Raw genomic sequence first — 24605 nt, 5'->3', positions numbered from 1 at the left:
GTGGACGGTCACTCGCCACGAATCCGTTCTAAACCTGTATCCCCCGATCGTGGATCGCAGTTCATTCGACGAGGGAAGAGTGCTACACGGAACGCGACGCGAATCGGCGATCAAGCGGCCGTCCCGGCGGCACAAGTTCACCAGGAAGTGTGACAAGCGGCTCTGGGTAACCGGGCGGACCTGCGGAAACGGTGGCATTTTCCAAGCTCCCGCAGTGTGTGCCCCCGACCCTGCTGTCTAGGAGCGATTTCGTGAAACGTCCGCTCGCTGTCGCGCTCAGTGCGCTGATGGCCGCCTCGTTCGCCGTGGTGATACCGACCGCGCACGCCGGTCCCGGCGACGGCACACTGACCGTGAAGGTCATTCGTGACGTCAACGCGAACGGCACGTACGAGGCCGCCCTCGAAGTCGGCGTGGCCGGTGCCTCCGTCCTCGTGACCGATCCCGCCGGCAAGACCGCGACCGGCACGACAGCCGCGGACGGCAACGTCACCGTGGGTCTCGGCTCGGTGAGCGGCGGCAAGTACCGCGTGCAGGTCAACCCGCCGGCCGGCAGCCCACTGGTGCCCGCCCCCGCGGGCGCCGGGCTCGAGAGCAACACGATGTTCGTCGACGTCTCCGGCGGGCAGAACAAGACCGTCACGACCGCGCTGTGGAACCCGGCCGACTACTGCCAGGCCAACCCGACGCTGGTCACCGGCTGTCAGCGGGCGACGCGCAAGTCGGACGGCAGCAGCAACGTCAACGACGCCGCGCGATCGCTGATCACCTTCCCGTTCACCAACCGCGGCACGGCCCCCGCGCCGGCGCAGATCGCGAACCAGGGTGCCACGGGCTCGGTGTACGGCATCGCGTACCGCAAGCAGGACAAGCGGATCTTCTCCGGCGCGTTCGCGAAGCGGCTCACCGACTACGGCCCCGGTAGCGCCGGTGGCATCTACGTCACGCCCGCCGCGGGTGGCGCGACGACGCTGTTCGCCACCGTGCCCAGTGCGGGCATCACCAAGCACAACCACCAGAACAACTTCGACGGTGGTTTCGCCAACGTGGTCGGCAAGGAGGCGCTGGGCGACATCGACATCTCCGAGGACGGCAGCGAGCTCTACGTCGTCAACCTCGGCGACCGGAAGCTCTACGTCTACGACGCCACGGCGGCGACCGCGGCGGCTGCCAAGGCCTCCTACGCGATCCCGTCATCCTGCCCCAACGCGAACGACTGGCGGCCGGGCGCCCTCGGCGTCCGCGACGGCGTGCTCTACGTGGGTGGTGTCTGTTCCGGTGAGACGACCCAGAACGCCGCCGACATGCGGGTCGTCGTGCGGACGTTCACCGCTGGCGCGTTCAGTGCGCCGGTGATCAACCAGCCGTTGACCTTCAGGCGGGGCACCGTTCTGTGGCAGGGCACCAACACCGACCACTGGCTGCCCTGGCAGACCACCTTCAAGCAGCCGACCCCGACCGGCGGGCTCGTGGAGCACCCCGAGCCGCTGCTGACCGACCTCGGTGTCGAGGCGAACGGCGACCTCGTCCTGGCGTTCCGCGACCGTTTCGGTGACCAGGGCGGCAAGAGCCTGTCTCCTGCCGACGGGTCGGCGGGACAGTGGGACACCGTCAGCGGTGGTGACCTCAACCGGGCCTGTCGTCAGGCGAACGGCAGCTACGCCTGGGAAGGGACCTCGACCTGTCCCAACAACGGCACCGCTGATGTTGTCGAGTACTACCCCGGTGAGTACTACAAGGACGCCAACGGCGCTCCGCACAACGAGACCGCGCAGGGTGCGCTCGCGGTCGTGTACGGCGAGAGCCGGATGCCCGCGATGGTGATGGACCCCACGGCGATCAACACCGGCGGCACCGGCTGGTTCGACCGGGCCACCGGCGGCATGATGGCCGACGGCTACCCGAACGCCTACCTGATCAGCGACGTGAACACCGAGGGCTGGGGCAAGGCGAACGGCCTCGCCGACCTCGAGGCGCTGTGCGATCTCGCACCTGTGCAGCTCGGCAACCGCGTGTGGTTCGACACCGACGCCGACGGCACGCAGGACGGTGACGAGCCCGCGATCGCCGGCGTGAAGGTCACCGCGACGCCGTGTGCCGGTGGCGCGGCGCTCGGTACCAAGGTCACGAACGCCAAGGGCGAGTACTACTTCGGCGTCGCGGACGGTCTGAAGCCGGAGACCTGCTACAACCTGACGTTCGACCGCAGCGCGGTGAACGCGGGCGGACTGCCGAACGCCCCGGACCCCGCGAATCTCAAGTGGACGGTCAAGGAGGCCGGGCCGGACCGCGTCATCGACTCCAACGTGGACGCCGACGGCAAGACCCAGGTGACCACGGGCAAGGCGGGCACCGCGGATCACACCGTCGACGCCGGCATCGTCGCGAAGGTCACCAACAAGCTCGGTGACCTCGTGTGGGTCGACGCGAACCGCAACGGCCTGCAGGACGCCGACGAGCCGGGTGTGCCGGGCGTGACGGTCGTGCTGAAGAATGGCGACGGCACGCAGGTCGGCCAGCCGACGAAGACGGACGCGCAGGGCAAGTACCTGTTCGACCAGCTCGACGACGGCGTCTACAAGGTGTGCTTCGACCTGTCGACGTTGCCTTCGCTGTACGCCGGGTTCACCTTCACCGGCAAGGACGCCGGTGACGACGCAAAGGACTCGGACGCGGATCCGGCTGACGGCTGCACCGCGACGACGACGTTGGGCGCGGCCAAGCGGGAGGACCTGACCCTCGACGCCGGCATCTCGCCGCCCAGCAACAAGGTCGGTGACTTCGTCTGGAAGGACACCAACCGCAACGGCGTCCAGGACGGCGACGAGCCGGGCGTTCCTGGTGTGACCGTCACGTTGAAGAACGGCGCCGGAGAGCCCGTCGGCCAGCCGAAGCAGACCGGTGCCGACGGCAAGTACCTGTTCGACAACCTGCCGGACGGCACCTACCAGGTGTGCTTCGACATCTCGACCGCTCCGGCCGAGTACGCGGGCTACCTGCTGACCAAGCCGAACGCCGGTGACGATCTCAAGGACTCCGACGCCGATCCGACGTCGAAGTGCACGCAGACGACCACCGTCGGCCCGAACAAGCGCGAGGACCTCACGCTCGACGCGGGCATCCGGCCGCCGAACAAGCTCGGCGACTACGTCTGGATCGACAACAACAAGAACGGCCTGCAGGACGACGGCGAACCCGGTGTCCCTGACGTGCCGGTGAAGTTGTCGAACGGTGCCACCACGAAGACGGGGCCGGACGGCAAGTACGTCTTCGACAAGCTGCCGGACGGCAAGTACACGGTCTGCTTCGACATCAAGAACCTGCCGGGGCCGGTCGCGGACTACCAGGTCACCAAGCCGAACGCGGGCGATGATGCGAAGGACTCGGATGCCGACGTGGCAACGGGTTGTGCGCCCGAGGTCGAGCTGAGCATCGACAAGCCGGAAGACCTGACCATCGACATGGGTCTGATCTCGCCGGTGAACCGACTCGGTGACTACGTGTGGATCGACGTCAACAAGGACGGTCTGCAGGACGCGTCCGACGTTCCGGTCGAGGGTGTGACGGTGAAGCTGAGCACCGGCGCGACCACGAAGACCGGTGCGGACGGCAAGTACCTGTTCACCGATCTGCCGGACGGCACCTACAAGGTGTGCTTCGACCTCGCCAACCTGCCTGCCGCGGTGAAGGACTACAAGGTCACCACGCAGAACGCCGGTGGGGACGACGCGAAGGACTCCGACGCGGGTGCTGACGGTTGCACGGCGGAAACCACGCTGGGTACCGGAAAGCGTGAGGACCTCACGCTGGACATGGGCCTGGTCTCCCCGCCGAACCGGCTGGGTGACTACGTCTGGGTCGACACCAACCGCAACGGTGTCCAGGACGGCGGCGAGCCGGGCGTTCCTGGCGTGACCGTCAAGGTGGGCGACAAGACCACGACCACCAACGACCAGGGCAAGTACGTCTTCGACGACCTGTCCGACGGCACGTACAAGGTGTGCTTCGACATCGCCAACATGCCGGCGCCGTACCAGGCCTACCTGGTGACGAGGCCGAACGCGGGCGGCGATGACGTGAAGGACTCCGACGCGGGCGCCGACGGTTGCACGCCGGAAACGTCGCTGGGCAGTGCCAAGCGCGAGGACCTCACGCTGGACCTCGGCATCAGGCCGCCGAACAAGCTGGGCGACACGGTCTGGCGTGACGACAACAAGAACGGCCTCCAGGACCCGAACGAGCCCGGTGTGCCCGGCGTGACGGTCAAGGTGGGCGACAAGACCACGACCACCAACGAGCAGGGCAAGTACGAGTTCCCGAACCTGCCCGATGGCAAGTACCAGGTGTGCTTCGACATCAAGAACCTGCCGGGGCCGGTCGCGGACTACCAGGTCACCAAGCCGAACGCCGGTGACGATGCGAAGGACTCGGATGCCGACGTGGCAACGGGTTGTGCGCCCGAGGTCGAGCTGAACGTCGACAAGCCGGAAGACCCGACCATCGACATGGGTCTGATCTCGCCGGTGAACCGGCTGGGCGACTACGTGTGGATCGACGTCAACAAGGACGGCTTGCAGGACGCCTCCGACATCCCGGTCGAGGGTGTGACGGTCAAGTTGAGCACCGGCGCGACCACGAAGACCGGTGCGGACGGCAAGTATCTGTTCACCGACCTGCCGGACGGGACTTACAAGGTCTGCTTCGACCTCGCCAACCTGCCTGCGAACGTGAAGGACTACAAGGTCACGACGCAGAACGCGGGTGGCGACGACGCGGCCGACTCGGACGCGGGTGCTGACGGCTGCACGGCGGAAACCACGCTGGGTACCGGAAAGCGTGAGGACCTCACGCTGGACATGGGCCTGGTGTCCCCGCCGAACAAGCTCGGCGACACGGTGTGGCGTGACGACAACAAGAACGGCGTGCAGGACGACGGCGAACCCGGTGTCCCGAACGTTCCGGTCAAGCTGTCGGACGGCAAGACCACGGTGACCGACCCGAACGGCAAGTACGTCTTCGACAACCTGCCCGACGGCAAGTACACCGTGTGCTTCGGCCCGATGCCGGACGCGGTGAAGGACTTCGTCCTCACCACGCCGAACGTCGGCTCGGACGACGCGAAGGACTCGGACGCCGACCCGGCGACCGGCTGCACCCCTGAGGTGGAGCTGGGTCTCGGCAAGCGCGAGAACCTGACCGTCGACGCCGGCATCCACCCGCCGGCCAACGGTGTCGGTGACTACGTGTGGATCGACGCCAACAAGAACGGCCTGCAGGACGAGGGCGAGAAGCCCGTCGAGGGCGTCACCGCCGTCCTGAAGGACGCTCAGGGCAAGGAGCTGGGCACGCAGAAGACCAGTTCCACCGGCAAGTACTACTTCACCGACAACCTGCCGGACGGCACGTACCAGGTGTGCTTCGACATCAAGAACCTGCCTGCGGCGGTGGCGGACTACACGCTCACCAAGCCGAACGCCGGTGACGACACGAAGGACTCCGACGCCGATCCGGCGACCGGCTGCACGCTGACCACGACCGTGGGCATCGGCAAGCGCCGGGACTACACGCTCGACGCGGGTCTGATCGCACCGCCGAACAAGCTCGGCGACCTCGTGTGGTCCGACAAGAACCGCAACGGCGTGCAGGATCCGGGCGAGCCGGGCGTTCCCGGTGTGCCGGTCAAGCTGCTGGACGCCGGCGGCAAGCCCGTCGGCGAGCCGGTGAAGACCGACAAGGACGGCAGGTACGAGTTCCCGAACATCCCGGACGGCACCTACAAGGTGTGCTTCGAGATGGGCGCTCTGCCGGGTGACTACGCCGGATACCAGGCGACGAAGCCGAACATCGGTGACGACGCAAAGGACTCCGATGTGGATCCGGCCAGTGGTTGCACGCCGCCGGTGACCGTCGGTGTGGGCAAGAGGGAGAACCTGACCCTCGACCTCGGCCTCGTCTCGCCGGCCAACCGCGTCGGTGACTTCGTCTGGTACGACAACAACTCCAACGGCGTGCAGGACGCCGGTGAGCCCGGTGTGCCGGACCTGCCGGTGTTCCTGCAGGACGGCGCCGGCAAGCCGGTGGCGCAGGGCAAGACCGACAAGGACGGCAAGTACCTGTTCACCGATCTTCCCGACGGTGAGTACAAGGTCTGCTTCAACGCCGATCCGCAGACCGGTCTGGTGGCCGGCCGCAAGCTGACCACGCCGCACGTCGGTGACGACGGCAAGGACTCCGACGCCGACCCGGCGTCCGGATGCACCCACGTCGTCAAGCTGGGCAAGGACAAGCGCGTCGACCTGACCCTCGACGCGGGTCTGCTGCCCAAGCCGCCGGCACCGCCGCTGGCCAGCACCGGTGTGACCGTGTGGAGCCTGCTCCTCGCGGCGCTGACGATGCTCGCCGGTGGTGCGTACCTGCTGCTGAAGGGCAGGCGCCGGCGCGAGTCGTGAGCCTGAGCTGAGCGGTAGCGGCCCCCGGTCTTCGCCTCCGGGGGCCGTTGCCTCTTCTAGGGAAGGAGATGGCGGAAGGCGGCGACGAGCAGCATGCGTTGCCGATCGACATCGAGGCCATCGTCCGCGCTCTTCGGCTCGAACGACTCGACGCGGACCGCGATGTCGACGATCCCGGACTTGAGGTCCACAGTGGACTGATCGTCCGGGATCTTTTTGTCCTGCTGGAGAAGCTCGTAGGAGAAGCGCATGCCGATCGTGCCGTCGAAGGTGGGCTGTTCGGTCGGCAGTCGCAGTGCGGCGAACACCGCCCGGTACAGGTCGGCACCGGTCAGGTGCAGCGGGGCCATGACGATGTGCGTGACGCCGAGGTCGTGGCTGCGCACGGAGATCGCGGTGGTCGGGCCGTCCGGTGTGGGCGGCATCGGCTGCGGGAAGACCGGGAGCTCCGACTTGCGGTCGGCGCGCCAGATCGCGACCAGGCTGTCGGCGGTGTTCACCAGGTCGACGTGCTTGCGCGGTGCGAGCAGCGGCGGTAGCGGTTCCTCGTCCAGCCGCACGATGAACAGGAAGGCACGGCGGCGTGTCAGCTCCAGGTTGAACGCCGCGACCCAGTCCCCGGTGCGTTGCGGGACGTTCCCGGACCACAGCACGACGTAGTAGTCGGAGGTCGCCAGCGCCTCGTTGACGGTGCCGGCCTCGATCTCGGTCTCGTCCAGGTAGGCGTTGATGCCACGCGACTCCAGTTCGGCACGGAGTTGCTCGGCGTGCGGGCGGTCCTTGTCGGCGAACGACAGGAACACCTTGGGACGGGTTTCGAGCGGCACGGGTTCTCCGTTCTTCCTGAATCGTCTGCGCAGCGGGCCCGCTGTGGTCTGGATTCCCGCGTCGCCGTGCAGGGACCAGCACGCCCAGTCAGCCGGGTGCCGGTCCGCGACCTCGTTCAGCGCGTGTTGCAACGCGCGGTCGCGGGGGAGTTCGGCCAGGTTGCGGTCGAACGCGTCGAGCACCTTGCGCGCGGTCTCGTCCTCGGCCTTCCACCGCGCCGCCACGACCGCTCCCGCACCCGCGGTGATGGCCGCGTGGACGAAGCCGGACTGGTCGTCGCGGCCGAGCACGACCGTGCCGCAGCTGCTGAAGTCCAGACGTTGCCACGTCTCCGCGGACATCCGTTCGTCGCTGAACTTCAGCCAGGACCGGTCCGGGTTCAGCCGGTCGTAAGTGCTCTGGGCGTCGATGCGGATGCGTTGGCAGCGTTGCTCTTTCAGGGCTCGTTCGAGTTCGGCGGCTTCCCGGAACGTGACGGTCTCGTCGCTTCTCTGCTTGCGGGCGCGGCGTCGCAGCACGGGAAGCGCGGACAGGCTCGGCAGGCTGGACAGCGCGTGCGTGAGTCCGAGGAAGTGGTGGGTGCCGGGGACGGGCAGACCGGCGAACGGGACGTCCGCGAGGATGCCGCCCGCCACGACGGCGATCCTCGTGGTCCTCGGCGGCAGGGCGTCGAGCACGCTTTCCAGGCCGATCAGCGCGGTCAGCTCGACGAGCAGGGTGCCGAAGATCGCCGGGTTGTGCCGGGGATTCCACTCCGTCAGCCTGCGGATCGTGTCGGTGAGCTCGCTGATGTGGACGTCGGTCGTCAGGTGGGTGGTGCGGCGACCGATGATCACGTGGTGGATCTGGTCCGTGGTGGGGTGCATCATCCACACGACCTGGTCACGCGGCAGGAGCCTGGTCGTGCGGCGGAGCCAGCGTCTGGCGGCAGGCGGATCGGTGCGGCCGGGGATGTCGTGCATGGCGGTCTTCATCGCGACCACCAGTCCTGCCAACGCTTTCCTGCCTTCGCGCCGGACGCGGCGGACCGCGGCGAGCACCCGGTCGTGGTACTCGTCCCCGGTCGCGCGCAGCAGCCGGAGCCTGGCGTCCTGGTAGCCGGTGATGGCTTCTTCGACCTGGTGGGACGCCGTCCAGAGCTGGGAGGCCTGGTCCTCGTCGCCGGCGTCGGCGCAGGTGTCGCCGAGTTTGCGCAGTGCCAACGCTTTCAGCTCGGCGTGGTTCGAACGGGCGGCTTCACGAAAGTGGAGCGCGGCCTGGCCGAATTGTTCGCCGGCATAGGCGAGTTCGCCCTTGGTGAGGTGCCAGAGGGCGGAGTTTCCCTGGCCCAGCAGGCCTTCCGCGGTGCTCACCCGGCCGTCCGCGATCAGCCGGCGGACTCGGTCGAGACAGCGTTCGGGGGTGAGCGTCCCGGTGGCGTCCGGGAGCCTCGACAACGCCTCCGGCCCGGCCGCGGCGACGAGCAGCGGGAACAGTCTGCGGGCAGCGCCGGCCTGCCGGGTCAGCACCAGCAGGACGGTCAGTTCGTGGACGACGGCGACCCGCAGGGCGGGCTCGATCTCGAAGCTGGTGGCGCACCTGGTCATCAGCGCCAGCGCTTCCTCGTAGCGGACTTCCCTGCGCAGTGCCGCGGCCCGTCGCAGGTACTCGGCCGGGGTGCGCGGGGCCGGGCCGTTGATCTTCGGCACGTGGGAGCCGCGGCGCACGTCGAGCAGCACCCGGTCGTCGCCGACGTGCTCCAGGTACTCGGTGCGTCCGGCGCGGCGGTAGTGCCGTTCGGCGGCGTCCAGCTCGCTTTCCGCGGTGGGGAAGTCGAAGCGGTCGGCGGCGGCCAGCGCGGCCACCCGAGCGAGCACCGCCTGCTGCAGTTCGGTGAGCTTCAGCTTGCGCAATGCCCGGACATCGCGGGCGGCACTCGCGTGATCTGTTGCGGCACTGCGGATCTGGGCCCGGAGGACTCTCAGCTCGATGTCGTTGCTCATGGCCAGGTACTCGTCGCAACGCCGCGCGGCCTTCGCGATCGCGCCGTGGGCGAGCAGGGCGGCGCAGTGGTCGTGGGCCATGATCCAGGTGACCTTCGCGGCCTCCCGGTAGTAGTGGTCGATCCCGTGCACGTCGCCGCGTCGGGCAGCGGCATGCGCGGCTTTGATCGCGTTCGCCAGCGGTGTGCCGGGTTCGATTTCCATTCAGTCCCCGCAGCCCCGCTGGGGTGTTCGTGGGCGCATCGACGATCCTCCGTGCGTCGCAGGTTAACGATCCAGACGGCGCACAGATCGTTTGTCAACTTTCTGTCCACGAACTGCCCAAACGATCTTGTCGGTGCTCCTCGGCACACTAGGACCTGTGTCGAAGTCTGGATCCGCGATAGCCGAGCCTGAGGCGCGACTCTCATCGAACCCAGACTTCGACACAGGCCCTTGAACCACCACCGATCCGAGGAGACCGTCATGTGCTGGGACTGCGACCACCCCGCCGGCCGCATGGAAGAACACCTGGCCACCCTGCGCCGCTGCATCGACGCGCGCGGCTGGGCCGTGCAGGCGATAGAACGGGACAGAGCCCATCCACCCTGGGCCTACACCGTCGGCCTGACCCTGCGCGGCCTGCCAGAGCTCGTCGTGACGGGCATGGCCGTCCTGGAAGCGGGCCGCCTGCTCGACGACACCGCCGAACACCTCGCGCACAGCAGCGTTCCTTCGCCGGGCCAACGCTTTGCCCTGGAAGGCGGTCCACTGCTGGAAGTCGTGCGCGTCGCACGCCCGTGGGCGCACCTGCTGGTGTCCGCGCGGCTTTACGGCGAGAGCATCGACGCTCTGCAGCTCGTGCACGCCGACGAGGCCGGGCGATGGCCGTGGGAGCGCGACTACGAGGGCGTGCTGGGCGGTCAGCCGGTGCTCGGCGTCAGGGTCGGCCCACCGCGCGGCTGATCCGCTCCTCGAGTCCGCGCAGGTGCTCCACCAGCTCGCCGGGCCCGTGCACGACGAACTCGCACCCCAGCAAGGTGAGCCGGAACGCGAGGTACTCGATGGTGTCCTCGACGCTGTGCCAGGTGCACGAGGTCTCGTCGAGGGCGGTCAGCTCCCCGGCGAAGTCCGCCAGCCGGGCCCGCGCCAGCTCCAGGGGCAGCCGCAGCGTCGCGTGTGCCTGATAGATGGGCGCCGAGTCGTACATCTTCTGCGTCACGTACTCGGTCGCGTCACCACCAGGAGGCACCCGAGGCGTGAACCGGGCACCGGTGGCGAGCGCCGAGGAGATGCGGTCCAGCCGGAAGATCCGCCAGTCGTTCCGTTCCACGTCGAAAGCGAGGAGGTACCAGCGCCGGCCGAGCGCTACCAACTGAACAGGCTCGACGTGCCGCTTCGAGACCACGCCCTCGTTCGTCACATAGCCGAACCGCACCCGCTCGCGCGCCGTCACGGCACCCGCGATCACCGTGAGCTGGGCCGGGTCGACCAGCGAGGCGAACGAGGAAGCCGCGGGCGCGGTCGCCGCTGTCAGCGACGACACCCGCCGGGCCAGCCGGGGCGGCAGGACCTGCTGCAGCTTCGCCAGAGCGCGCAGTGACGCCTCGGCGATGCCCGCCACCGGTTGCCGGGCGGCGGTGCGCAGGCCGACCGCGATGGCGACGGCTTCCTCGTCGTCGAGCAGCAGCGGTGGCATCCCCGTGCCCGCGACGAGCCGGTATCCGCCGAGCACGCCCATCGACGCCTCCACGGGGTAGCCGAGGTCGCGCAGCCGGTCGATGTCGCGCCGCACCGTGCGCGGCGTGACGCCCAACCGGCCGGCCAGCTCGCTGCCGGGCCACTCGCGCGGTGTCTGCAGCAGTGACAGCAGACGCAACAACCGGGCCGCATCACTCATGGGCACAAAATAGGGGAAATCTAGGACCGAAGTCGTCCTAGATCGCGAATACGTTCTCCCCCAACGGAATGAAGGGGAGATCCAGCATGAACGTCGTGCCCGACGGCTACCACACCGTCACGCCGTGGCTGATCACGCGCGGCCACACGGCCGAGCTGATCGAGTTCATCGAGAAGGTCTTCGGCGCCACGGAACTCGGCCGCGTCGGCGAAGCGCCGAACATCGGCCATGCCGAGGTCCGCATCGGCGACTCGGTGGTGATGCTCTTCGACGTGCCGCACTGGCCGAAGACCCCGGCGTTCCTCCGCCTCTACGTCGAGGACGACAAGGCGACGCTGGCGAAAGCCACGAACCTGGGTGCCACCGTCGTCACCGAGCCCACCGAACTGTTCTGGGGTGATCGGGTCAGCCGGTTCGCCGACCCGTTCGGCAACCTGTGGTGGATCCACCAGCGAGTCGCCGAACCGACCGCCGAAGAGCTGAACGAGCGGATGCGGGAGCCGAGGTTCGTCGAGGCCATGAACTACGTGCAGAGCGTGGACTTCACTCCGCGGACGTGACCCGGTCCCGCTCGTCCGCGGTCAGCGTGGGCTCCGGCGACACCTCGCTCCGGGGCCCGCGCATGGTCGCCCACATCATCTTGGGGCTGACCAGGTTCGTCATCGGCGCCGACAACGTGAACGCGTCCAGGAAGGCACGGGTCACTGCGGCCTCGGTGGTCGCCGTGCGCACCAAACGGTCCACATAGCGCTGCAACACCCGCCCCGCCAGCGGCAACGGCTTGCCGACCGCACCCGGATAGAGGATGTCCTGGTTGGTCGCCATCGCCCAGGCCCCGTCGACGACCTTGCCGATCGCCCGCTGGATCTGCTGAGCGCCGTGCCCGGCACGCAACCCGGCGTCCAGGGCCTGCGCACTCTGCGCCGCGATGGACATCCCGTGCCCGTAGACGGGGTTGTAGGTCGCCACCGAGTCGCCCAGCGCGAGCAACCCGGCCGGCCAGGACTTCAAGCGCTCGAAGAACATCCGCCGGTTCGCGGTGCTGTGCGACCCGTACACCGGCGACAACGGCTCGGCCGAGGCGATCAGCTCACCCACCACCGGGTTGCGCACCGAGCGGGCGAACGAGACGAACTCGGACTCGTCGGTCGACGGCTCACCACCGCGCGTGCCGGACAGGGTGACCAGCCATTTGCCGTCCTCGATGGGCAGCAGGGTCGCCGTGCAGCCGGGGTGTGGATCACGTGGGTTCGCCTGCACGTTGACGATCGGGAAGTCCGCGGCGGCCGACGCGGGCGCCCGGAAGATCCGGGTGGCGTAAGCAAGTCCGGAGTCGACGCTCTCGGAATGCACCTCGGGCAGCCCGAACGACGTGAGCCACGCCGGCAACCGCGAACCGCGCCCCGTCGCGTCGACGACCAGGTCGGCCTCCAACGTGATCTGCTCGCGCGAGATCCGGTCCTCGACCAGCACCCCGGACACCGCGTCCGCCGAGCCGAGCAACGACACCGGTTCCGCACCGGTCAGCAACGAGATCTTGCTGTCCCGCAGGACCTGCGACCGCACGACGTAGTCCAGGAGCCCACGACTGCACGTCACGATGAACTGCATCTCGGGGAACCGCGGCACCCAGCCCTGAGCGCTCAGCGACACCAGGTCGTTCGGCACCCCGATCCGATGCGCGCCGGCCGCGAACAACGCGTCCAGCGTCCCCGGCAGCAACGACTCGATCGCCCGCGCGCCACCGGACATCAGCAGGTGCGCGTGCCGGGCCTGAGGCACGCCGGACCGGGACTCGGGGCCGTCCGGCAGCTTGTCGCGCTCGACGACGGTGACCTCGTCCACGTGCTTGACGAGCACGGACGCCGCGAGCATGCCCGCGAGCCCGCCGCCCAGGACAACGGCGTGTGTGGGTGCCATCTAATCCATTCCCCCTGCTGCGTGCACGCGCGTGACGGCGGCGTCGACTATCGGCGAGTGCTGGTAGGCACGTGAGATCCGCACCCACCGGTCGTGCTCGACGGAGAGGTCCGTGCCGTCGACGATCTCCGAGGCGGGACGGCGCTTGGCCGGCCGGAGGCGTCCACTGGACGACCCGGCGGCCCGCAGCTGAGCGGCCTCCACGACGGCGGCGGCCTCGTCCTTGGTCAGGGAAGCCTTGCGGGCGAGGGAGGTCGCGGCCTCGCCGACGGACAGGTCGAAGTACGGCGTGAGCGCCCAGCGCCAGTCGTTGAGCTCGATGATCTGCCGGCGCACGCGGTGGTGGGGGTTGAGGAACTTGCCCGGCGCCACCAGCACGATGCCGGGGTTCACGTGCACCAACGCCCGGTGCAGCGGCCGCAGCGCGAAGTAGGTCCGCCAGCGCCGCAGCCACAGCGAGGGCGACGGTCGGCGCGGCCCGAAGACCGGCAGCGCCATCGCGATCACCAGCGGGATCATCGACAGTGACGCCATCAGCGGCGCGGTCAGGCTCAGCACGTCGAAGCTGCGCTCGCCCGCCCAGTCCATCAGCAGCACGAAGAGCTTGATCACCGCGAACGCCATCGGGAACAGCGCCGCCGCGCAGTACCAGCGCAGCCCGCGAGCGAGCCACGGCCGTGCGGAGATCGCCTCGTCCCGCGAGCCCTGCCAGCAGTGGTAGGCCTGACCGCCGCAGCCGATCATGGTCGCGACGAAGTAGATGAACAGGAAGACCGCGATGGTCGGTTGCGTGGCGTAGTAGGTGTCGAAGTCGACCTGACGCTCTTCCCCGACCTCGGACTTGAAGAACAGCACGATCATCGCGGCGACGATCGAGACGTAGCTGACGACGATCAGCCGGACCCGCTGCCACGCCTGAGCGGCCGGGTAGCGCCAGTACAGCACCAGCGCGAACGCCGACCCGGCGAAGCAGACCACCAGGCTGTAGACGACCAACGCGGCGAAGTTCGGCACGCCGCTGGACGAGTTGATCCAGGTGATGTTCGCGGGCGCCGCGAAGAGCAGGGCGAACGCCGAGAAGAAGACGGTGGAGATCAGCGCGACGACCCTGGGGCTGCCCCAGCTCGACCGCAGGGCGCGGATCTTGTACGCGAGCAGGAGCAGTCCGACGATGCCGCACGAGAGGTAGATCAGGTTAAAGATCGCCACGACGCACCCAGCGAGATCTTCCTTCGAGAGACTCGGCCACCCGCCGCACGTGCGCCGGCTCCTCGGTGGCCGCGGTGTCGGCCCACACCCGGTGTTCGGTCAGGCGCTCCAGCAGGTGGTCGGCGAGGTTCTCGGCCTCGCGCTCCTCGTCCTCGGTGAGCGTGGTCCGGCCCGCGATGATCTGCGCCATGCGCGGTAACAGGTGCGGTGCGAGCTTGCGCATGCCCTCGCTGCGTCCGAGTGCCACGGGCTGATGCTTCAGCAACACGTGCGCGAACTCGTGCAGCAGCACGTGCAGGCGGTGGTACCAGGACGGTGAGTCCGCGCAGATGACGAGATACGTGCCGTTTTCGAGCAACGCGGTCGCACCGCTGAGGCAGACCGCGTTGGTGATGGCGGCGAAGCGGACGTCGACGGGACGCTCGAGCCGTTCGCTCATCAGCTCGCAGACCCGCCGGCTCGCGTCCCGGTGCGTGGCGTCGGGCGGCAGGTCGAGGTCGCGGGCGACCTCGTCGACCAGCTTGCGCAGTTTCCTGCGGTTCACCCGTCGCCTCCTCTCGATGTCGTCTGCAGCGGTCCAGGCTGAGATCTTCACGCCGTCGTCGTCATCAAGTGTGGTCCGCGGATGTACGGCGGGCGTTCAGTGGGAACGACCAACCCTCGCCGACTTCGAGCGCCTGCCGGAACCCTTCTACCGCAGCGGCCCTGGCCTGCGGGGACAGTTCGCCCGTACGTTCGGCCAGACGGGTGACGAACTCGACGACGCCGAGCTCGCGCAGTGCCAGGAAGTCGGTCAGCTCCGAGTCGACGCGCGCCGCGAGGTCGTCGTCGAAGAAGTACGCGGGGTCGGCGCCGAAGTGGTCTGCCAGGCCGAGGATGTGCTTGAGCCGGGGATTGTCGCTGGTGTTGCTCAGGAGTTCGCGGATGTAGCTGGCGGAGATGCTGCCGAACTGCCCGGACGAACTGATCGCGGCCGCGACCTCCTCGGGTGACCACGGCCCGCGGTCCGGCGGGTGCACGGCCTCGAAGAGCGTGCTCAACGCGTTCGCGCGCCAGCCGGGTTGCTCACCGGGGTGCAGCCGGCCGCGTCCGTCGAGGAACACCGCGGGGTGCACGCCGAGCGCGCCGGCGAGGTCGACGATGGCCTGGCAGGTCGGGTTGTCCTTCACACCGAGCCGGAGCTGCGAGATGTAGCCGTGCCCGATGTCGCCACCCCGAGCTTTGACCGCCGCCGCAAGCGCTACGTTGGTCACCTTGCCCGCACCGCTCGGCGGGTTGTTGCACAGCTCGTTGAGCACTTCGGCGAACGGCCTCACGCCACACCTCCGCTGGAGCGACCCCTGGCCAGCGATCATTCCACTGATGTGGAACGCGGAGAGCATATGGCATCACAGGGGTTGAATCCACCTGTGTGTCGCCCTATGATCACACTCCGTCGCTTCAACTGATGTGTCGCATTTGATCCGAACGACGTCACTTGAGTTGAAGCGGGCAGATCGGGCCAGTCAGAGCTGAAGTCTGGGGGGACTCATGACGACTGCGCGGACGGGACTTCCGGTGAACCTTGGTTCTCTGCGCTTGCACGACGAGAGCGCTCCCTCACGCTGTGGTTCCTGCGCGCAACCGGTTGGTGCGTGGGCGACGGACCGCCTGACCGGCCTGCTCGGCCGGTGGGGCTGGGACGACCAGGCACCCGCGGCGTACCGCCGTGCCCAGCGCCGGTGGGAGCAGGTCGCGCTGCTCATGATCGACCTCGACCGCTTCAAGAAGATCAACGACGAGTACGGCCACCCGGCCGGCGACGTCGTGCTGAGCGATGTCGCCGACGTGCTGAAGACGCACACACGCTCGTCGGATCTCGTGTGCCGGTACGGCGGCGATGAGTTCCTCGTGCTGCTGCCACGCACCACGGGCAGTGAAGCGGCCGTTGTCGCCGAACGGATGTTGCGCGGCATCCGCTCGTTACAGACCGAGATCACCACGAACGACGGCTACGGCCTCACGCTGCACGGCCAGACCGCGTCCATCGGTGTCGCGTCGCACGTGCCGGGCGCCGAGGACACGCTCATCGACCTGGTCCGCGACACCGACTCGGCACTGCAACGGGCGAAGCGCAACGGCAGGGCCCGTGTCCAGGTGCACGACCCGAGTGCGTTCACTGCCGAGCGCAACGCCGACGCCTCCGCCCTGCACCACCTGATCGCGTTGCAGGACCTGATGAGCAGCGACCAGCTGCCCCACGTCATGGTCGCGCTGTCCGACGGCGCGAAGGGCGCCGAGGAGCTCATCTCCGCACTCGGCCCGCGCGTGATCATGACGTTGGAGCGCTTGCAGGACAACGGCTTCGTGCTCCGCCGGGCGAGCCGCTACGAGCTCACCGCCGCCGCCCGAGAGTGGATCACCGACGTGCTGCCGGCCGTCGCCGCGTGGACCAACCGCCACCACGGACTGGTTCGCTGATCACCTGTTCGCGCTGTATCAGGAGCGGCCTCGCCGTCCTCATAATGATGTTTCGGCATCAACGGGGAGGCGTGCGGTGGGCGTGCGGATCGTGCTGGACGGACCGCGCCCGCGTCGGGCGGGCAGAGCGGCCGCGGTGGCGGCGTCGGTGCCGTTGATCCTGGTCGGCGTGGTGGGCCTGATCGGACTGGTCTACCTCGTCGCGCTGCAGCTGACTGACTCGTTCCGGGGTCCGGACAAGACGACGGCCGCGCTCTACACGGCCTGGTGCGCGGTCGCGGCGTTCGCCGGGCTGTGGCTTGGGCTGCAACTGCTGCGCGGACGTCGGCGGCTCGTGTTGTTCCTGCGGCGCTTCGGTTACGCGGACGCGACCAAGGCGTTGAGCTTCGCCGCGACGAACGCGATCGGTGGCTCGTGGCGTTTGGTGACGCTCGACGACGACATGGTGCAGGGCATCGGCGGCTCGACGGCACCGCGCAAGGCATCGGGTGCCGGCACCTTGTTCGTGCTCGCCGCGGTCGGTGTGTTCGTCTGGTGGTTCATGCAGTTCGGTGCGGACTCGTTCGTGGACGACTGGATGGCCGGCGCGACCGTGTCGCCCGGCACCGGCAGTGACGGCCTGGACGGCATCGGCAAGGCCCTCGGCGGCGCGATGGTCCTCGGCCTTGTCATCTTCATCCTCATGTGGCTGCTGATCGCTCTCGTCGGCGTTTCCGTGCCACTGCTGCTCTTCAGCTACTTCAAGGCCCGCCGAGCCGAGCGCGCGTTGACCCAGCGCATCCGCACGGAGCGTGAGATCCCCGGCCGCGTGTCCAAGTTGGCCAGGAAGAGCAGCAAGATCCTCTCGCCCCGGCTCACCGTCGTCACGGTGGCGCACGCCGTGTGGCGGCAGGCCGTGGTCGGGTTCGCGCACGCTTCGGGCGTGGTGATCATCGACGTGACCATCCCGTCCGACGCGTTGCGCTGGGAGATCCAGACGCTGCTGCCCACGCTGGGCAACCGTTGCGTCCTGGTCGGCAGGCTCGACGCGTTGACCAGGACGCTGCCGAACGGCCGCACCGTGATGAACGATTCCCCGCTGGCACACGACATCGACGGCCACGAGATCCTCGCCTACCGCCCGGACCCGCAGGGCTTGCGCCGGTTCGCCAAAGCTCTGCGCGGAACCATCGAATCCCGCGCGTAGCAACGCGTTCACTCAGAGGAGCTGCGTCAGCCGCTCGTCGATCTCATCTGCGGTGGCGTGTCCACGCGCGAGCACGAACGCCTTGGTCCCCTGCAGGGCGATCAAGGTCGGGAAGCTGCTCACCCCGAGCTGCGCGGCCCGGCTGAAGTCGGTGTCCGGCACGGCGTTCTTGAACGCGCTCACCACCGCGTCGGAGTCGAGCCCGAACGCGTCGGCGATCACCCGGTAGGTCTTGGCGTTGGACAGGCTCAGCCCGTCGTGGAAGTACGCCTGCTGCATCGCCACGGCCAACTCGGCCGCCCGGTCCGGCGCGGCCTGGCGCAGCGCGATCAGCCCGCGCGCCGCCGCCTCGGAGTCCATGACGAACGACCCGTCGGCGAGCAGCACGTCGAAGGCCTCGCCGAACGTCGCCCCGGTCCGCTCGGTGATCTGGGCGTTGGCGCCCTTGATGAACCCGTACTCGCGGATCGGCACCCGGCGCGCGCCGGTGAACAGGCCACCGGAGACCACCTCGACGGGCAGTTCGGGGTGCCGCGCGATGACCGTCTCCAGCGTGCCGGAGAAGGCGTGCGACCAACCGCAGTAGGCGTCGAAGACGTAGACGAGCTTCACGATGAGTACAAAATATCTGACTCGTCAGGCTTTTGGCTTTATGAGCTGGTTCACGTCAGCTGTGGGTGAAGACCGTGATGGCCTGCTGGGCCAGCCATCGTTCGGCGTCGTCCCAGGACCACCCGCACTCCCTGACCAGGGTCCGCCACGCCGCGAAACCGAAGCAGAACCACAGCACGTCGGTCGTCTGCTCGACGTCGGTCCGGAGAAGTCCCTTGTCCCGCAGGTGTTCCGCGACGTCCCTGAGCGCCTGACGGTAGGCGGTCGTGCTCTGCGCCCAGAGCGTGGCGCCGTCCTCGTGCACGGGAACCGCGGCGAGCAGCGTCTCGATGACCTTCTGCTCGGTCTCGTTGCCGATGCGGGTTCCCCTGGCCAGCAGCGTGAGCGCGGTGGCCAGCCCCTCCGAGTTCCGGATCGCCTCCGTGGTCGCGGACGCGTCGGTGCGCGCGATCGACTCGCTGACGATCGTGTGCAGGATCTCCGACTTGCTGCCCGCGCTCGAGTAGACGGTCTGCGGCGCGACCCCGGCGAGCTTGGCGATGTCCGCCACCGTGACGCGCGCATACCCGTTGGCGGAGAACAACTCCGCGGCCGCGCGCAGGATGTCCCGCCGGGTGCCGGCGGCATCCTGCGCACGGCGCGGTGAGTGGTACGGCCTCGTCATGAACCGGCTTCCAGTGTCGCGGCCACCGCGTGCGCGTCCGGCATCGCGGCGATCTCCTTGGCGATCGTCGTCACGTTCTCCCGGAAGCTCGTGTCCTCCAGGACCTTCCGCACCGCCGCGACCAGGTTCGCGGGCGTCTGCGCCGGCGGATCGAGCGCGATGCTCGCGCCCGCGGCCGCCACCCGTTCGGCCTGGAAGAACTGGTCGGCGCCCTGCGGCAGCACGACCAGTGGCACACCCTTGGCCAACGCGGCCGCCGTCGTCCCCGCCCCGCCGTGCGTGACCACGACGTCGACCCCGTCGAGCAGGTCCTCCATCGGCCTGAACCCGACGAACGCGACCCGCTCGCTGTCGACGTCGAACTCCTCCGGCTTGGCCGCGAGTCCCAGCGTCACCACCACCTCGACGTCCAATGTGGACAATTCCTGGAGCAGCGGGCTGAGTTTCGCCGGGTCGCTGAACCACGTCCCGAACGTCACCAGCACCCGCTGCCGGGCCGAAACCGGCGGCGTCGTCACGGCCGATCCGGGCTCCCGGAACGCCTCCGGCCGCAACGGCAACCAGCCCTCCGGCCGCTGCCACTCGTCCGCCCGCATCGACGCGGGCCACGTGTCGAGCAGCCACTTCCGAGGCTGCCACGGCAGGTCACGCACCTCGTGCCGGCTGCGAGCCATGGTGTCCATGGCCTCAGTGAACACCGGCGGCAGCGGCGGCCCGAATGCCAGGGTCGCCACGGGCGCGCCCGTCCTCGCCGCCACCAACGGCCCCACGTAGTCGCACAACTCGGCCACCACGAGGTCCGGCCGGAAGCCCTCGGTGACCGCGAGCGCCTCGTCCGCGGTCAGGTCGATCCGGGTGCCCGCGAAGAACTCGGCCACCGAGGCGGGCGTGGGCGCGCTCGCAGGGTCGGCTCCGGTCCGCCGGGCGACCTCGGCGAACAGCGCGTCCGGCAGTGGGCCGGCGGGAAGGAGCTTCAGGCCTTGAGCGGCGAGGACGGGCGACATGCCGGCGGCGGTCAGCACGGCCACCTCGTGGCCGCGGTCCTGGAACGCGCGGGCGAGGGGGAGCAGCGGCAGGAGGTGGCCGTGCTGAGGAACACTTGACACGAGGATGCGCATATTGATCAGAGTACGCCTCTAACGAATTGGGTGAGTGCTTGCGCGAAGGAGCGGAGGATCAAGCTCGTCTGCCGGAACGGCGCTCGAAGCCGTGGATGAGGCGCCGCACGTCGTCCAGGCCGGGCAGCAGGACGCCGTTCTTGATCACGATGCGTCCGTCTGACCGCGAATTCCTCCTGCGACGTTGCGAGCCACGCCGCTAAGCCGTCGAGCCGACACCCTTGATCCGGCCCTCCCGGAACGCGTCCACGAACAGCCGGTGGTCCTCCCGCGTCTGCCGCGCGTAGTCCAGCGCGAACCCGACGATCGAGTCGGCGAACTCGTCGTCGCGGTCGCCGATGGCCGCGGCGATCGCCTCCTCGCACTGGAAGTCGACCAGGGTCTGCGCGGAGTCCTCGTCCGCCACGCAGTGCATCTTGGCCGTGGCGCGGCCCAGGTAGTCGAGGACCGGCAGCATGTCGGTGGGTTCGGTCAGGTCGGACCAGTCCAGGTCGGCCTCGTAGGGCGAGAGTTCGGCGACGACGTATCCGACGCCGTCGATCTGGGTGTGGCCGAGCCACGGGTCGGCGTGCGCCTGCAGGGCCCGCTGCGAGACGGCGGTGCGGTGGCCGTGGTCGGTGAAGTACTCGCGGATCCGCGTGTCGGGCACGATTCGGCTGGGGGCGGCGACGTTCGCCTGTTTCATCGAGAGGACGACGTCGTTCTCCAACGCCTGGGAGCGGCCCTCCACCAGGATGTTGTAGGCGTGCAGGCCGGCCGAGCCGATGCCGAAACCGCTGCGGCCCACGACGTCCTTGACGGCGTAGGTGCGGCTGCTGGCCCGTTTGCCGGTCGGGATCGTGTCGAGGTAGGAATCGAAGGCCCGGCCGACCGCGGCGTGCACCTCCGGCGTCAGTTCGTGGGTGCCTTCGCGGTCGCGGCGGAAGCGGCGTTCGTAGTCGACGATGGCGGTCTTGTCGTTCAGCAGGCCGATGCGGGTTTCGAGGCGGGCGCGTTGCAGGACGCGGTGCAGGGCGCCCTCGGTGTTGTCGAGGCGCAGGCTGAAGAGCTCGTCGCCGGGACGTGTGGCGAACGCGCGGACCTGTTTCACGTAGGCGGTGACGTAGGTGCGGATCAGGTCGGTGATCACGCTGTCCGGCAACGCCTTGCGCCAGCCGAGCAGGGCCATGGAGGCGGCGAAGCGGCGGACGTCCCAGGTGAACGAGCCGAGGTAGGCCTCGTCGAAGTCGTTGACGTCGAACACCAGCGTGCCCTCGGCGTCCATGTAGGTGCCGAAGTTCTGGGCGTGCAGGTCGCCCTGGATCCAGATGCGGCCGGTGCGGTCGTCCGCCCACTCGTCCGGCAGTTCGGCCATGTCGGCGTAGAACAGGCAGGCGCTACCTCGGTAGAACGCGAACGGTTCGGCCGCCATCTTGCGGAACTTGTGCCGGAACGCGGCGGGGTCGGCCGCCATCAGTCCGGAGAACGCTTCCTCGAGCACGCTCACGATGCGGTCGCCGCGATCGGTCATGGCAGCCTCCCTCTCTCCCACTAGAGGACGCAAATACCAGCACGAGGATGCGTGCCCGTACCCGTGCGCGTGCAAATTTCGTTCCCAGTTCCGTACGAGTTGGCCGGAAACCCAACAAACCGGGCAAGAGGGGCAGGGGAGGTCGAGCAGGAATCGAGAAGCCCCGGCCCGCGCACGCGCCTAGCGTCAGTGGCATGTGCTTCATGTTCGGTGCCAGCGAGGAACAAAAGCTCCGCGCGCTCGGCCTGACCGGCGAGGCGGAGCACCAGGAGCTGACCGGCGTCGGTGAGACGCCGGTCAGCGTCCCTGTGGCAGAAGACTGGCCGCAGGACTAGGGATCGCGTTCATGCCCGGCAGAACACTGCTGGGCATGAACGGATCCATGTCGCGCCGGAGCATCCTCGCCGCGGGAGTGGCGGGCTCAGCGGCGGTTCTGCTCGGCACCGGCCACGCCTCCGCGGCGAGCCTGGTCAGCCACAACGAGATCAACTCGCAACCGACCTTCTACGAGGTGAACGGCGCCGCGACGTCGTTCCGCTACGAGCCCGGGTTCTACTCCCGCCTGGAGACCTGGCACGTCCACTGGCGCAACTGGACGCCGGCCCACTGGACCGCGCCGCACAAGATCTACTCGTACGGCGCCTACGTCGACAAGCCCGGCATGCACGGCGAAGGTCGCGCCTTCGACCTCGCACGCCTGCTCATCACGAACCGCGACACGGGCGCGATGTTCACCGCCTTCAACGGCCGCTACGACCAGTGGCGGAACCTCACCGGCGACGCTCTGCGCACCGCGCGGATCCGGTACTGGGGCACGATGGCGTCGCTGCACTACCACTTCCGGCACGTGATCTCGTACCTGGACAACGCCGAGCACCACAACCACGCCCACATCGACAACGCGGTGTCGGGCAGCGGCGACTCCAGCTTCAACACGGGATCGGCGACGCAGACGTACTTCGTCCAGGCCGCGTGCCAGTACATCTGGGGCCTGACCACCGGAATCGACGGTGACTGGGGACCCGAGACGCAGCGCAACTCGTCCACGGCACTCGCCAGGGCCGGGTCCGACGGCGTGATCACCACGCAGAGCCGCTGGCTCACGTTCTGCAAAGCCAGTGCGCAGAAGGCATGGGCACTCGTGCCCTGACCAGGGGTTGCGGTGAAACGAACTCTGACGGCGGTGCCGAACCCTCAGGCATGACACTCCATGAGCGTTTGCGTTGATCCTCCGCCGTAAGCGCTCGGATCCACTGTGGAGCAATGCTGTTCGATCCACGCCTGGCGGCCGTTGTCACCGCGGCCGCCAGGACCGCCACCGCCCATCCGGTCACCGCCGCCGAGCACGAACTTGAGCTTGCCCTCGGTGACCCACTGTTGCAGCTGGTCGACCGACGGCGCGTTGTCGGAGCCGGAGAAACCGCCCATGCCGATCACCACCTCGTCGCTGCGCATGATGTACGGCGAGGCTGCCTGCGCCGAACCGGCGATCGCGAGAGTGATCTCGGCGCCGTTGCCGTGTTCCTTGGCGTAGTTGAGAATCCGCTTCTGCTCGTCGGTGAGGTCACGACCACTGCCAGGACCGCCCATCATCATCGGGCCGCGGTTCCCACGGCCGTTCGGTGGCTGAGACCCGTTCGGTGGCTGCATGCCGTTGGGCAGCTGCGTTCCGTTGGGTGGCTGTTGCCCGTTCATGAAGATCTCGAAGCCGCCCATGCCGCGGTCGACCGGCCCGGCCGCCGGCATCACGCCGTTGGTGCCGGCCGTCGCGGAAGCGGTCGACCACACGGCAGGGGTCAGCAGCACGGCGACCACCGCGGCCACCAGTCCGGCTCGTCGCAGGCCTGCCAACAGCACCACGATCGCCACCGCCGCGACCCCGAGCACGGCCCAGCGAGTCCAGCCGTGGAAGGACGTGTCGCGGGAGACCAGCACGAACGCCCATCCCGCCGTGATCGCGACCGACAGCGGCAGCAGGAAACGCACGAAGCTCTTGGCACGCCAGAACATCACGAGACCGGCAGCGCTGATCGCCGCGACCGCCGGAGCGAGCATCGTCGTGTAGTACGGGTGGAAGATGCCCTGCGCGAAGCTGAACACCACCGCCGTCACCAGCAACCAGCTGCCCCACATGAACCAGCCCGCGCGTTCGGCCGGAACACCGGGAACCCCGCGCCGCCACCGCAGCACACCCGCGACCGCGACGGCCACCAGGACCACCAGGCACAACGGCAACAACCAGGAGATCTGCCCACCGACCGACGCGTCGAACATCCGCGTGGCGCCCGGCTGACCGCCGAACATCGCGCCGCCGGGCCCGCCGAACTCCATCGGCCCCTGACCGGTCGGCACCTGGCCGGGAGGCAGCTGACCGGGAGGCAGCTGACCGACGGTCGGAGCAGCACCGGAAGGCCCGCCACCCCGGTTGCCGCTGCCGCCGAACACCCGGCCCAGCCCGTTGTAGCCGATGATCAGGTCCCACGCGCCGCCGTCCGTGCTGCCGCCGATGTACGGCTTGGAGCCCGGCCACCACGCGTGCAGCGCCACCCACCAGAACGACGACGCGACCAGCACCGCACCAGCGGCCAGCAGGTCGAGGATGCGCCGCTTCACCGGCGCCGAAGTGCCCACCAGGTAGGCCAGCGCGAAGCCCGGCACCACGATCCACGCCTGCAGCATCTTGGTGAGGAACCCGCAGCCGATGAAGAAAGCACACCACAGCAACCACTTCGTCCGCGGCCGGCTCTCCGCGGACTTGACCGACCGCGTGAACGCGTAGGCGGCCGCG

At 68.6% G+C, this 24605-nt stretch carries 18 protein-coding genes; 7 read left to right on the top strand and 11 right to left on the bottom strand.

The features are described 5' to 3' along the window. The first annotated feature begins 251 nt into the window (after positions 1–251). Positions 252–6449 carry an SdrD B-like domain-containing protein gene (locus B0F77_RS50245; RefSeq protein WP_086668426.1) on the top strand — a complete coding sequence of 2066 codons (6198 nt, stop codon included), beginning with the start codon at positions 252–254 and terminating at the stop codon, positions 6447–6449. Between the two features lie 56 nt (positions 6450–6505). Here the strand turns inward: B0F77_RS50245 and B0F77_RS40805 are convergent, their stop codons facing one another. Further along, positions 6506–9463: a TIR domain-containing protein gene (locus B0F77_RS40805; RefSeq protein ID WP_086668425.1), complete on the bottom strand. Its 2958-nt coding sequence runs from the start codon at positions 9461–9463 to the stop codon at positions 6506–6508. A 261-nt stretch (positions 9464–9724) separates the two neighbouring features. Between B0F77_RS40805 and B0F77_RS40800 the strand changes: the two genes are divergently transcribed. Further along, the gene (locus B0F77_RS40800) at positions 9725–10204 is read left to right on the top strand and encodes a DUF4262 domain-containing protein (protein WP_086668468.1); all 480 of its coding nucleotides are present in this window, start codon (positions 9725–9727) and stop codon (positions 10202–10204) included. Here B0F77_RS40800 and B0F77_RS40795 read toward each other — a convergent pair. Further along, entirely contained in the window at positions 10179–11138 is a 960-nt protein-coding gene (locus tag B0F77_RS40795) for a helix-turn-helix transcriptional regulator (protein WP_086668424.1), read from the bottom strand. The two genes, B0F77_RS40800 and B0F77_RS40795, sit on opposite strands and share 26 nt — an antisense overlap. 86 nt (positions 11139–11224) lie before the next feature. Here B0F77_RS40795 and B0F77_RS40790 point away from each other — a divergent pair, with 86 nt between their 5' ends. Next, positions 11225–11698, top strand: a complete 474-nt coding sequence (locus B0F77_RS40790; RefSeq protein WP_086668423.1) for a VOC family protein — start codon at positions 11225–11227, stop codon at positions 11696–11698. Here B0F77_RS40790 and B0F77_RS40785 read toward each other — a convergent pair. From B0F77_RS40785 to B0F77_RS40770, 4 genes are all read right to left on the bottom strand, one after another. After that, on the bottom strand, positions 11682–13058 hold the full coding sequence (locus tag B0F77_RS40785; protein WP_086668422.1) for an NAD(P)/FAD-dependent oxidoreductase: 1377 nt from the start codon (positions 13056–13058) through the stop codon (positions 11682–11684). The genes B0F77_RS40790 and B0F77_RS40785 overlap by 17 nt on opposite strands. Further along, complete coding sequence (locus B0F77_RS40780; RefSeq protein WP_086668421.1) at positions 13059–14267, bottom strand: MAB_1171c family putative transporter; 1209 nt, start codon at positions 14265–14267, stop codon at positions 13059–13061. Continuing rightward, complete coding sequence (locus B0F77_RS40775; RefSeq protein WP_086668420.1) at positions 14254–14811, bottom strand: hypothetical protein; 558 nt, start codon at positions 14809–14811, stop codon at positions 14254–14256. Before B0F77_RS40775 ends, B0F77_RS40780 begins: the two co-directional genes overlap by 14 nt. Before the next feature lie 64 nt (positions 14812–14875). Next, positions 14876–15583: a helix-turn-helix transcriptional regulator gene (locus B0F77_RS40770; RefSeq protein ID WP_086668419.1), complete on the bottom strand. Its 708-nt coding sequence runs from the start codon at positions 15581–15583 to the stop codon at positions 14876–14878. Between the two features lie 241 nt (positions 15584–15824). Here B0F77_RS40770 and B0F77_RS40765 point away from each other — a divergent pair, with 241 nt between their 5' ends. Both B0F77_RS40765 and B0F77_RS40760 read left to right on the top strand, forming a co-directional pair. Next, positions 15825–16727: a GGDEF domain-containing protein gene (locus B0F77_RS40765; RefSeq protein ID WP_158102967.1), complete on the top strand. Its 903-nt coding sequence runs from the start codon at positions 15825–15827 to the stop codon at positions 16725–16727. Between the two features lie 76 nt (positions 16728–16803). Beyond that, positions 16804–17913: a hypothetical protein gene (locus B0F77_RS40760; protein WP_086668417.1), complete on the top strand. Its 1110-nt coding sequence runs from the start codon at positions 16804–16806 to the stop codon at positions 17911–17913. 12 nt (positions 17914–17925) lie between these two features. Here B0F77_RS40760 and B0F77_RS40755 read toward each other — a convergent pair whose 3' ends face one another. From B0F77_RS40755 to B0F77_RS40740, 4 genes are all read right to left on the bottom strand, one after another. After that, entirely contained in the window at positions 17926–18525 is a 600-nt protein-coding gene (locus B0F77_RS40755; RefSeq protein WP_086668416.1) for a DsbA family protein, read from the bottom strand. Positions 18526–18580: 55 nt separating this feature from the next. Beyond that, entirely contained in the window at positions 18581–19189 is a 609-nt protein-coding gene (locus B0F77_RS40750; protein WP_086668415.1) for a TetR/AcrR family transcriptional regulator, read from the bottom strand. Next, positions 19186–20307 carry a glycosyltransferase gene (locus tag B0F77_RS40745; protein WP_086668414.1) on the bottom strand — a complete coding sequence of 374 codons (1122 nt, stop codon included), beginning with the start codon at positions 20305–20307 and terminating at the stop codon, positions 19186–19188. The genes B0F77_RS40750 and B0F77_RS40745 overlap by 4 nt, the downstream gene beginning before the upstream one ends. 199 nt (positions 20308–20506) lie before the next feature. Further along, positions 20507–21817 carry a DUF2252 domain-containing protein gene (locus tag B0F77_RS40740; protein WP_086668413.1) on the bottom strand — a complete coding sequence of 437 codons (1311 nt, stop codon included), beginning with the start codon at positions 21815–21817 and terminating at the stop codon, positions 20507–20509. 194 nt (positions 21818–22011) lie between these two features. On the opposite strand from B0F77_RS40740, the gene B0F77_RS48320 reads away from it, so the two are divergent. Together B0F77_RS48320 and B0F77_RS40735 are read left to right on the top strand one after the other, a co-directional pair. Next, positions 22012–22152 (top strand): hypothetical protein, encoded by a 141-nt coding sequence (locus B0F77_RS48320; RefSeq protein WP_158102966.1) that lies wholly within the window; start codon positions 22012–22014, stop codon positions 22150–22152. Positions 22153–22163: 11 nt separating this feature from the next. Further along, complete coding sequence (locus B0F77_RS40735) at positions 22164–22967, top strand: hypothetical protein (RefSeq protein ID WP_143467186.1); 804 nt, start codon at positions 22164–22166, stop codon at positions 22965–22967. Between the two features lie 44 nt (positions 22968–23011). On the opposite strand, the gene B0F77_RS40730 is transcribed toward B0F77_RS40735, so the two are convergent. Beyond that, positions 23012–24605, bottom strand: a 1594-nt coding sequence (locus B0F77_RS40730) for an ArnT family glycosyltransferase (RefSeq protein WP_086668411.1), incomplete at its 5' end; no start/stop codon positions are given.

It is taken from the genome of Lentzea kentuckyensis (assembly GCF_002150765.1).
GTDB lineage: Bacteria > Actinomycetota > Actinomycetes > Mycobacteriales > Pseudonocardiaceae > Lentzea > Lentzea kentuckyensis.
The sequence above is the reverse complement of the archived record's forward strand: the minus strand, read 5'-3'. Positions and strand labels throughout refer to the sequence as shown.